At 62.3% G+C, this 10026-nt stretch carries 11 protein-coding genes; 6 read left to right on the top strand and 5 right to left on the bottom strand.

The features are described 5' to 3' along the window. Positions 1 to 3 precede the first annotated feature (3 nt). From ACYHH6_RS18995 to ACYHH6_RS18985, 3 genes are all read right to left on the bottom strand, one after another. Complete coding sequence (locus ACYHH6_RS18995) at positions 4 to 1191, bottom strand: amino acid ABC transporter permease (protein ID WP_352590236.1); 1188 nt, start codon at positions 1189 to 1191, stop codon at positions 4 to 6. Between the two features lie 62 nt (positions 1192 to 1253). Next, complete coding sequence (locus ACYHH6_RS18990) at positions 1254 to 2282, bottom strand: amino acid ABC transporter substrate-binding protein (protein ID WP_352590233.1); 1029 nt, start codon at positions 2280 to 2282, stop codon at positions 1254 to 1256. Positions 2283 to 2373: 91 nt separating this feature from the next. Continuing rightward, entirely contained in the window at positions 2374 to 2565 is a 192-nt protein-coding gene (locus ACYHH6_RS18985) for a hypothetical protein (RefSeq protein ID WP_162712180.1), read from the bottom strand. 189 nt (positions 2566 to 2754) lie between these two features. On the opposite strand from ACYHH6_RS18985, the gene ACYHH6_RS18980 reads away from it, so the two are divergent. The 5 genes from ACYHH6_RS18980 to ACYHH6_RS18960 all read left to right on the top strand — a co-directional run bounded on the left by ACYHH6_RS18980 (position 2755) and on the right by ACYHH6_RS18960 (position 6964). Next, on the top strand, positions 2755 to 3927 hold the full coding sequence (locus tag ACYHH6_RS18980) for a cystathionine beta-lyase (protein ID WP_488500457.1): 1173 nt from the start codon (positions 2755 to 2757) through the stop codon (positions 3925 to 3927). A 230-nt stretch (positions 3928 to 4157) separates the two neighbouring features. Then, positions 4158 to 5243, top strand: coding sequence for an HPP family protein (locus ACYHH6_RS18975; protein ID WP_352590228.1), 1086 nt, complete (start codon positions 4158 to 4160; stop codon positions 5241 to 5243). An 86-nt stretch (positions 5244 to 5329) separates the two neighbouring features. After that, positions 5330 to 6010 (top strand): RNA polymerase sigma factor, encoded by a 681-nt coding sequence (locus ACYHH6_RS18970; protein ID WP_352590226.1) that lies wholly within the window; start codon positions 5330 to 5332, stop codon positions 6008 to 6010. Positions 6011 to 6117: 107 nt separating this feature from the next. Further along, a complete protein-coding gene (locus tag ACYHH6_RS18965; protein WP_352590223.1) occupies positions 6118 to 6642 on the top strand; it encodes a DUF4142 domain-containing protein in 525 nt (174 codons plus the stop codon). A 10-nt stretch (positions 6643 to 6652) separates the two neighbouring features. Next, a complete protein-coding gene (locus ACYHH6_RS18960; RefSeq protein ID WP_352590220.1) occupies positions 6653 to 6964 on the top strand; it encodes a cupredoxin domain-containing protein in 312 nt (103 codons plus the stop codon). On the opposite strand, the gene ACYHH6_RS18955 is transcribed toward ACYHH6_RS18960, so the two are convergent. Next, entirely contained in the window at positions 6940 to 7824 is an 885-nt protein-coding gene (locus ACYHH6_RS18955; protein ID WP_352590218.1) for a crotonase/enoyl-CoA hydratase family protein, read from the bottom strand. The two genes, ACYHH6_RS18960 and ACYHH6_RS18955, sit on opposite strands and share 25 nt — an antisense overlap. Before the next feature lie 85 nt (positions 7825 to 7909). Between ACYHH6_RS18955 and ACYHH6_RS18950 the strand changes: the two genes are divergently transcribed. Next, complete coding sequence (locus ACYHH6_RS18950; RefSeq protein ID WP_352590215.1) at positions 7910 to 8500, top strand: TetR/AcrR family transcriptional regulator; 591 nt, start codon at positions 7910 to 7912, stop codon at positions 8498 to 8500. Here ACYHH6_RS18950 and ACYHH6_RS18945 read toward each other — a convergent pair. Next, positions 8497 to 9723 (bottom strand): anion transporter, encoded by a 1227-nt coding sequence (locus tag ACYHH6_RS18945; RefSeq protein WP_352590212.1) that lies wholly within the window; start codon positions 9721 to 9723, stop codon positions 8497 to 8499. The genes ACYHH6_RS18950 and ACYHH6_RS18945 overlap by 4 nt on opposite strands. Positions 9724 to 10026 lie beyond the last annotated feature (303 nt).

Raw genomic sequence — 10026 nt, 5'->3', positions numbered from 1 at the left:
GCCTTACCTCTCCACCAGCGCCATCCTGGCGTTGACCACATTCATGACTGCCGAGGTCACCAGGCTGATTATGAGGTAGACGACCATCATGATCAGCACGCCCTCGACCGCCTGGCCGGTCTGGTTCAGCACAGTGCCGGCGATTGCCGTCAGGTCCGGGTAGCCGATGGCAATGGCCAGCGACGAGTTCTTGGTCAGATTGAGATACTGACTGGTCAGCGGCGGGATGACGATGCGCATGGCCTGAGGAACGACGACAAGCCGCAGGATCGATCCCGGCCGCAGCCCAAGCGCGCCAGCCGCCTCGGTCTGGCCCTTGCTGACGCCGAGAATGCCGGCGCGCACGATCTCGGCAATGAAGGAAGCCGTGTAGAATGACAGCGCCAGATAGAGCGACAGGAACTCGGGTCCGATCTGGAAGCCGCCGGTCAGGTTGAAGGTCGATTGTTTGGGAAAATCGAAGCTCAGCGGAAAGCCGCTCAGCGCGTAGGCCAGCAATGGCAGGCCGACGATCAGCGCCAGCGAAGTCCACAACACCGGAAATTGCTGGCCGGTCGCCATTTGCCGCTTGCGCGCCGTGCGGGCTACGAACCACGCCATGGCGATGCCGACAAGCAAAGCGACGAAGATCAGCCAGGAGCCCTCGCCCCAGATAGCCCGTGGAAAATAGAAGCCGCGCTGGTTGAGGAAAGAGCCGAACGGCAAATTGAAGCTGTCGCGAGGCGCCGGCAGCACCGCCAGCACGCCTGAATACCAGAAGAAGATCACCAGCAGCGGCGGGATATTGCGGAACACCTCAACATAAACGGTGCAGATCTTGCGAATCAGCCAGTTTCGCGACAAGCGGCCGATACCGACGACAAAGCCGATGATGGTCGCGGTGATGATGCCGGCACCGGCAACGATGAGGGTGTTGATCAGCCCGACAATAATGGCATCGCCATAGGTCGAGTCCGAAGTATAAGCGATGGGCCTGACTGGGATGTCGAACCCGGCACGGTTTTTCAGGAAGCTGAACCCGGAAGCGATATGCAGGCGCTGCAGATTCTCGATAACGTTGTGGACGATCCACCAGACGCCCGCCACCAGCAAGATGACAACCACCGCCTGGAAAAAAATCCCGCGGACTTTTGGATCGTTGATGAAGGAACCTCGGCTCGGCTCCTCGCGAAGAACTTCCTGCGACGCCATTGGACCATCCCTGGAAAGAGAAACCGGAAGGCAGACGATCTGCCTTCCGGATCACATTTCGATCAGCGGATCGGTGGCGCGTATTGCAGGCCGCCCTTGGTCCACAGCGCATTGATGCCGCGCGCGATCTTCAGCGGGCTGCCGGTGCCGACATTGCGCTCGAACATCTCGCCGTAATTGCCCACGGCCTTGACGATGTTGACGACCCAGTCATTGCTCACGCCGAGGTCGGTGCCGATCTTGGTTTCGGCTTCCTGACCGAGCACGCGCTTGATCTCCGGATTATCCGAGGTCTTCAGCTCCTCGACATTGGCCTGGGTGATACCGAGTTCTTCGGCCTGCAACAGCGCGAAGTAGGTCCACTTGACGATGTGGTACCATTGGTCGTCACCCTGGCGCACGGCCGGACCGAGCGGCTCCTTGGAGATGATCTCGGGCAGCACGACATGATCGGCTGGCGCGCTCAGCGTCAGGCGGATGCCGTAGAGACCCGACTGGTCGGTGGTGTAGACGTCGCAGCGGCCGGCGTCATAGGCAGCGTTGACCTCTTCCAGCTTTTCGAAGACGACCGGATTGTACTCCATCTTGTTCGCCTTGAAGTAGTCGGCGAGGTTGAGCTCGGTCGTGGTGCCGCTCTGCACGCAGACCGCCGCGCCCGAAAGCTGCAGCGCGGAATTGACGCCCGGCAGCTTCTTGGCGTTGATCATGAAGCCCTGGCCGTCATAGTAGGTGACGCCGATGAAGTTCAGGCCGAGCGCCGTATCGCGATTGATGGTCCAGGTGGTGTTGCGCGACAGGATATCGATCTCGCCCGACTGCAGCGCAGTGAAGCGCTCCTTGGCGCTAAGCGGGGTGAACTTGACCTTGGTGCCGTCGCCGAAGACGGCAGCCGCGACAGCGCGGCAGAAATCAGCATCGATGCCTTTCCAGTCGCCCTTGTCGTCAGGCGCCGAGAAACCGGCCAGACCAGTCGAGACACCGCACTGGATGAAGCCCTTCGCCTTGACGTCGTCGAGCGTGGTCGCCGACGCGGCCGAAGCCATCCATCCAAGCGCAGCGGCGCCGAGAATGCCAATTGCAATGTGTTTCATAACCCACAGACCCTTTTCTGTTTTTCAGGTAAACCCTGATCCTCAGGCAAATCCTGATCTTTTTCCCGCGTGAACCCGGCTCCCATCCGGCTCATTCCCGGAACCCCGCGTCGTAACCGACGCCCGGCTCCTCCCATTCACGAACTGCATCGAAGGCGATTATTCCTGTGAGGTCAAGGGAAATGACCGATTCACGACAGCTTTGAAAACCAATTGCCGCGAATGCCTGAAATGCGCACAAGAGCACCAGGAAATCGGCAACCCGTGCAAACAAATCAGTCAAAGAAGCAGCCGCACAAGTCTATAGCTCGCGACAGACTCCGCCGTCACTATAGCGATGCTTTGTTGGAAGCGCGAACCGCGATGGATTGGCCCATGTAAACCCCACCGCTTGGCGGGTCCACGGCTGTTGCGCGGGCTTTGCCACCGCTTTATGGCTGATCTCCTGACATCCTTTGACAGGCGGCGAACCATGGCGACAGACGGCAGCGAACGGGGCATCAACACGCGGCTTGCCCATTCCGGCAACAACCCGCACGACTATTTCGGCTTCGTCAATCCGCCGGTCGTGCATGCCTCGACCGTGCTCTACCCCAATGCCGCGACGATGGCCGCGCGCAGCCAGAAATACACCTACGGCACGCGCGGTACGCCGACCACCGACGCGCTGGCGCATGCGATCGACGCTCTGGAAGGCTCGGCCGGCACGATAATCGTGCCGTCGGGCCTGGCGGCGGTGACTATTCCGCTGCTGGCTTTCCTGTCGGCGGGCGATCACGTTTTGATCGTCAATTCCGTCTATCATCCGACCCGCAATTTCGCCGACACGATGCTGAAGCGGCTGGGCGTCGAGGTCGAGTATTACGACCCGCATGCCGGGGCCGGCATCGCCAAGCTGATCAAGCCCAACACCAAGGTCGTGTTCACGGAATCGCCGGCCTCAAATACTTTCGAGGTGCAGGACGTCCCGGCCATCGTCAAGGCGGCGCATGCGGCCGGCGCCATCGTCATGATGGACAACACCTGGGCGACGCCGCTCTATTTCCGCCCGCTCGACCACGGCGTCGATATCTCGATCCATGCGGCGACGAAATATCCCGCCGGCCATTCCGATGTGCTGCTGGGAACGGTGTCGGCCAATGCGGACTGCTGGAAGCAGCTTTGCGAGACGTTCTACACAATGGGCTGCTGCGCCGGCCCCGACGACGTCTACCAGGTGCTGCGCGGCCTGCGCACGATGGGCGTGCGGCTGGATCACCATCAAAAGAGCGCGCTCGCCATTGCCGCCTGGCTCGAAGGGCAGCCCGGCGTGGCACGCGTGCTGCACCCGGCGCTGCCCAGCTATCCCGATCACGCGCTGTGGAAGCGCGATTTTTCCGGCTCGAGCGGCATCTTTTCCATTGTGCTCAAGGGCGGTGGCCAGAAACAGCAGCACGCCTTCCTCGATGCGCTGAAGATCTTCGGCCTCGGCTATTCCTGGGGCGGCTATGAAAGCCTTGCCGTGCCGGTCTTCCTTGGCGACCGCATCGTCGCCAAGGGTCCCTATGACGGCCCGCTCATCCGCCTGCAGATCGGGCTCGAGGATGTCGAGGACCTCAAGGCCGACATCCTGCGCGGACTGGCCGCTGCGGCCGCCGCGGCATGACACAAGCTGACCTGCGACGCTGAGTCCGCAAACCCGCCCAACGTGTTGAAAGGACTGGCCCGGCGGCTTTCGCATCGTGATCGGCGTCGCAAAGCCGCTCATTGCTCGGCCGTGCGCAATGTTATTTCCCCAGCGTGCGCTTTTCCGGATTGGTTTGACTTTCAAAGCTGGCAGTCAGCTCCCATTGAAAGGCGCTTCGAGCCGCAAATTCCAGCCAGACTGAGCTTGCCATGGCCTTTCGTCTCTTCGTCCCCATTCTCGCCGGCGCGACGCTGCGTGAGCGCCTCATCGCCTGTATCGGCGCGATGGTCGGCATTGCGCTGACCGGGGCGATCGGCGCGCTGGTGCTCGGCAACGGCCCGCATGTGCCGCTGCTTGTGGCGCCGATGGGCGCGTCGGCGGTGTTGCTGTTCGCGGTGCCTGCGAGCCCGCTGGCGCAGCCATGGTCGATCGTCGGCGGCAACATGATATCCGCGCTGATCGGCGTTATCGTTGCGCATTTCGTGCACGAGCCGGCTCTCGCCACGGGCATGGCCGTGGCGCTGGCGATCGCCGCCATGTCGTTCACGCGCTGCCTGCATCCGCCGGGCGGAGCCGCCGCGTTGACCGCCGTCCTCGGCGGACCGGCGGTGACCAGCGCCGGCTTCCTGTTTCCCTTCGTGCCGGTGGCGCTGAATTCCATCATTCTGGTCGCACTCGGCTATGCTTTCCACAGGCTGTCGCGACGCAGCTACCCGCACCGGCCCGCCCCTGCCGCCAACAGCCATGGAACGGCAGATCCGCCGGCCGTGCAGCGCGTCGGCTTCCGGCCCGAGGATATCGATGCCGCGCTTGGTGCATTGGACGAGACTTTCGATATCGATCGCAGCGATCTCGAATTGCTGCTGCGCCAGGTCGAACTGCAGGCCATGGTTCGCTCGCACCGGACGTTGCTGTGCGCCGACATTATGTCCCGCGACGTGGTGTCGGTGCCTGAGCACGCCTCGCCCGATCAGGCGCGGCAGCAACTCCTCGACCACAACATCCGCACCTTGCCGGTGGTCGACGCGGAGGCAAGGCTGGTCGGCGCCGTCGGCCTGCGCGAGCTGACACGGGCTACCGAAACGGTGAAAGGCGTGATGTCGAACGCCGGCACCGCCTCCCCCGACACACCGGCAATGAGCCTGCTTCCCGTGCTCACCGACGGGCGCAGCCATGCAGTGGTGATCATTGACAGCGAGCGCCGCATCCTCGGCCTGATCACGCAGACCGATCTCCTGGCGGCAGCCGCCCGGATACAGACGGCAGACAAGGCGCGGCCAGAAGCTGTAGGATAGATCGCCCAGGTGCAGAAAGGTCGGGAACCTTTTGTCTGCGGCAGCATCCAATGTCCCGATCAAGCGTCTGGCCAGGGAGAGCGGTCGTGACCAGGAAGTCAGCAATACAAACTGTCGCGGTTTCCGCGCCCGGCGACATGCTGCTTGTCCACCGCGCGATGGCGCACGAGGCGGATGCCTTCCGCGCCATCATCAAGACCCACAACCAGCGGCTCTACCGCATCGCGCGCGGCGTCGTGCGCAACGACAGCGAGGCCGAGGACATCGTCCAGGAGGCCTATGTCCGGGCCTTTGCCGCTCTGGCGACGTTTCGTGGCGATTCTTCCCTGGCGACCTGGCTGTCGCGCATCGTCATCAACGAAGCGCTCGGCCGCTTGCGCAAGAGGCGGCGCACCGTGGCGATGCCTGCAAGCCAGGAAGCGCAAATCATCCAGTTCCCCCTCAATCCAAGTGACGATCCGGAGCGGACGATGGCGCAGCGGCAGATCCTCAGGCTGGTCGAGCGAGCGACCGACAACCTTCCAGACGTCTATCGGACAGTCTTCATCGCCCGCGTTATCGAAGGCCTGAACATCGAGGAAACGGCTGATCTGCTTGGCGTGCGACCCGAGACCGTCAAGACCAGATTGCACCGGGCGCGTGCCCTGGTGCGCAAGGCGCTGGATGACGAAATCGGCCCGGTGCTGCTCGATGCCTTTCCCTTCGCTGGCCGGCGTTGCGAGCGATTGACCGAAGCGGTCATGAAGCGGCTCGGCTTGCAAGGCTGATCTTCGGCCTTCGCCGATTCCTAGGGAACGTTTCTTCCCCTCCCGCATCCAATACGCGTCAACCCAGATGAAGCCCGCCGCCTTCGCGGTCGGGCAAAGGAGATGCCATGTTTACTCGACACATAGCCGCGCTCGCCACCGTGCTGCTGATGGGCACGGCCCCACTGGCGCAGGCTGCGGACAAGCCTACCGATCCGCAGATCGCCCACATCGCCTACACGGCAGGCGTCATCGATGTGGAAGCCGCCAAGCAGGCGATCAAAAAATCGAAGACCAAGGAAGTCGTGGACTTTGCCAACGACATGGTGCGCGACCACGAAGCGGTCAACGCGCAGGCGCTGGAACTGGTCAAGAAGCTGAAGGTGACGCCGGAAGACAACGCCACCAGCCAGGCGCTGACCAAGGCTGCGGCCGAGGAACGGACGAAGCTCGCCAAGCTCGACGGCGCAGCCTTCGACAAAGCCTATGTCGAGAACGAAGTCGCCTACCACAAGCAGGTCAACGGCGCGCTTGAAACCCTTTTGATCCCATCGGCCAGCAATGCCGAGTTGAAGAGCCTGCTGGAGACGGGCCTGAAGATTTTTCAGGGCCATGAACAGCACGCCGAGCATGTTGCAGGTATGTTGAAGTAAGGACAAGTCCATGTCGAAACTGCAGCTGTGGATTGCACTGGTGCTGGTCTTCGGGACCTCACCCGTTCAGGCCGAAACCATTCAGGTCACCATCGACAAGCTCGTCTTTTCGCCAGCCATCGTCGAGGCGAAGGTCGGCGACACGATCAAGTGGGTGAACAAGGACGTGTTCGCCCACACCGCTACCGTCAAGGATGGCTGGGAAGTGATGATCCCGCCGAAGGCAACAGCGAGCCTGACCCTGCAGAAGGCGGAAGCGGTCGACTATTTCTGCCGCTTCCACCCCAACATGAAAGGTCATCTGGCGGTGACGGCGCCTTGATCCCGTTCGGCTAGCCGGTCCTGCTGCGTTGAGGCTCGCTCGGCTTCCTCCGGCCGGGTGATGTGCTTCCACGAGCCGTCACAGCCCGGCTGGCGGCGCGCGATCCAGGCATCCAGCCCATCGTGCAGATCAGCGGTCGGCACCATGCGGGCGAACTGCTCGGCCTCGACAGCCAAGCCTTCCGCGATGCTCTGGTTGAGGCCGCGCGCCACTGCGGTGAGGATGCTGGCAACGGCCAGTTGTGAATGCCTGGAAATACGCCGGGCGAGGTCAAAGGCTGCCGGCATCAACTCGTCATGCGGTACCACCTGGTTGACGAGGCCGAGTTCGAGGGCGCGCGGCGGCGGGAACCAATCGCCGGTCAACAGCAGCTCGAGCGCTCGCTTGCGCCCGGCCAGTCTCGGAAGCCGTTGCGTGCCGCCGAAAGCAGGTGGCATTGCGAGGTTGATCTCAGGCTTGGCGAACAAGGCGCGGTCGCTGGCGATCGCAAGCGGCACGGCTTCGGTGATCTCGCAGCCGCCGCCGAAGGCGATGCCGTTGACGGCGGCGATGACCGGCTTGCGGAAGGCCTCCAGCCGCGCGGTCAAACGCTGGCCGCGCATGACGAAATCGCGCAGCGCGACGTCGGCGCCGTTGGCCACGCTGCCTGAGAATTCATGGATGTCGCCGCCGGCGGAGAAGGCGCGCTCCCCTGCCCCGGTGAGTATGATGGCACGGATGTCATCGTCGGTCTCGGCCGCATCGAGGACCGCAAGCAAACGATCGATCAGCGCATAATTCAAGGCGTTCAGCTTTTCGGGGCGATTGAGTGTGAGGATGGCGATCCCATTGCGGGCCTCGGCGAGCACAAGCTCGGTCATGTCTGTTCCCTTCCCGTCGTTTGCCGACCGAAGTGGATCAGGTTTTCGATTGCATGTATATTCACTAGTCGGTATACATAGTGTCATGCCTGAAGCTGAAAGCCCGACCCGCAAACGCATTGTCGATGCCGCGACGAAGCTCTTCTATGCGGAAGGTATCGGCCGCGTCAGCGTCGATGCCATCGCCGAAAAAGCGGGGCTGACTAAACGGACGCTCTACTATCATTTCAAGAGCAAGGACGATCTGATCGCCGCCTATCTCGATGGCCGCGACCAGCCCAATCTGAAGCAGATGGCCGGCTGGTTCGAGACGGCCGAAGGCGGTGCCGACCGCAAGGTCGAAGCGATCTTCACCAATCTGGCGCGGGTGGCGCGCCATCCCAAGTGGAAAGGATGCGGATTCCTGCGCACGGCCGCGGAGCTTGCCTCGATGCCTGGACACCCGGCGGTCAAGGCGGGGTCGCGACACAAGGCAAATTTCGAAAAATGGCTGGCGGCGGAACTGTCGGCCCGCAGCGTCGCAGCGCCACATATGCTGGCGCGCGAGATCGTGCTGCTGATGGACGGCGCCTTCTCCAGCATGCTGATCCACCACAACCCCGATTATATCAAGGCGGCCGGGCATGCCGCTGCAACGCTGGTTCGGGCACGGTTGGTGTCAGCGACCATCTCCTAGAAACCAACAGCCAGCCAGGCCGTGCCGGCAGCGAGGGTCAGCAGCGTTAGCGGCACGCCGACCTTGAAGAAAGCTGAGAAGGACAGCTGTTTGCCGGCGGCCCGCGCCTGCTCGGCGACGATCAAATTGGCGACCGAGCCGAGCAAGGTGAAATTGCCGGCCAGTGTCGAGCTCATCGCCACCACCAGCCAGGCACGCTCCGGGTTTTCAAGGCCTGGTATGAACGGCCTCAACGCCAGCACCGCCGGAACATTGCTCATGATGTTGGAAAGCACAGCGGTGAAGCCGGACAGCCGCCAGACATCATCCAGGCCAAGGTTCTTGGCGGAAGCAATGATATCAGGCGTCAGCAGTGTTTTCTCGGTGCCGGCGACGACAATGAACAGGCCGGCGAACATGAACAGCAACGGCCCGTCGATCTCGCGGTAGATGCGTGCGGGCTTGATGGCGCGGGTCAGCAGCAGGATGGCACCGCCGATGAGTGCTGCCTTGGCCACCGGAACGCCGGCGAAAAAGGCGACAGCCAGGCCAATGCAGACGACCACCGCTTTCAGCACCTGTCCGGGCAGCATGCGGCCGCGATAGACTTCCGGGCTGAGTTCGGCACTGCGCGCGAATTCGGCCCGGTAGACGATGCGCACGATGACGATGACTGCAACAAGCCCAAACAATGCAACCGGCGCAAGAGCGGCTGAAAAGGCTGGATAGGAAATCCCCGACAGCGCGCCGATGACCATGTTCTGTGGATTGCCGGTGATGGTGGCGACGCTGCCGCAGTTGGATGCGGTGGCCGTGGCGATCAGATAGGGGATGGGATTGCGGTTGATGACGCGGGTGACGTGGACGACGATCGGCGCCATCACCAGGCAGATCGCGTCATTGACCAGGAAGGCCGACAGCACGCCGGTCAGCAGCGTCACCATCACCAGGAGCATTAAAGGCGCGTGCGCGTTCTCGATGGCGTAGGCGCCGAGCGCCCGGAAGGCGCCCGAGACTTTCAGGTGCGCAACGACGATCATCATGCCGAGCAGCAGCGTGATGGTGTCGAAATTGATGGCGCGATAGGCATCTTCCATGCTGAGCGCGCCGATGGCGATCATCGCAGCACCACCGAGCAAGGCGATCCCTGCCCGGTCGAGACGCAGGCCCGGGATGCGGCCGATGGCGACGCCTGCATATGTCAGGATGAGGATCAGCAATGCCGCTGCGCCCATCAATGTCATTGGCAAATCATCCTGTTCAAATAAACCGAGACCGGAACGGATCCTTCCCGCTCAGGTCTTCAGCCATGCAGCTTTTAGCGTCGCCCCGGAAAAGCGAAAGCGCCCATGGAGATCCGAGCGTGAAAATTGGCGGGCAAATCGTGGTGCGGAGAGCAAAGGGAGCGAGCCATCATGTAGCGAGTCCGCGCACCTGACAGGCCATAGCGAAATTCCCCCGTCGCCCCGTTCGTGACTTATATGGTTAAATTCTAATTCAGGCTTTTCGGATATAGGTGGCGTAGCCGTATTTCGGCCTGGGGGTTT

It is taken from the genome of Mesorhizobium sp. P171375 (assembly GCF_057786075.1).
This window is presented reverse-complemented; position numbering and strand designations above follow the sequence as displayed.

What these genes read in the sequence shown, in the direction of transcription:
- ACYHH6_RS18955 (WP_352590218.1), bottom strand. Translation starts at nt 7,824, where the DNA reads ATGACCGAGCTTGTGCTCGCCGAGGCCCGCAATGGGATCGCCATCCTC.
- ACYHH6_RS18950 (WP_352590215.1), top strand. Translation starts at nt 7,910, where the DNA reads ATGCCTGAAGCTGAAAGCCCGACCCGCAAACGCATTGTCGATGCCGCG.
- ACYHH6_RS18990 (WP_352590233.1), bottom strand. Translation starts at nt 2,282, where the DNA reads ATGAAACACATTGCAATTGGCATTCTCGGCGCCGCTGCGCTTGGATGG.
- ACYHH6_RS18980 (WP_488500457.1), top strand. Translation starts at nt 2,755, where the DNA reads ATGGCGACAGACGGCAGCGAACGGGGCATCAACACGCGGCTTGCCCAT.
- ACYHH6_RS18975 (WP_352590228.1), top strand. Translation starts at nt 4,158, where the DNA reads ATGGCCTTTCGTCTCTTCGTCCCCATTCTCGCCGGCGCGACGCTGCGT.
- ACYHH6_RS18945 (WP_352590212.1), bottom strand. Translation starts at nt 9,723, where the DNA reads ATGACATTGATGGGCGCAGCGGCATTGCTGATCCTCATCCTGACATAT.
- ACYHH6_RS18995 (WP_352590236.1), bottom strand. Translation starts at nt 1,191, where the DNA reads ATGGCGTCGCAGGAAGTTCTTCGCGAGGAGCCGAGCCGAGGTTCCTTC.
- ACYHH6_RS18960 (WP_352590220.1), top strand. Translation starts at nt 6,653, where the DNA reads ATGTCGAAACTGCAGCTGTGGATTGCACTGGTGCTGGTCTTCGGGACC.
- ACYHH6_RS18965 (WP_352590223.1), top strand. Translation starts at nt 6,118, where the DNA reads ATGTTTACTCGACACATAGCCGCGCTCGCCACCGTGCTGCTGATGGGC.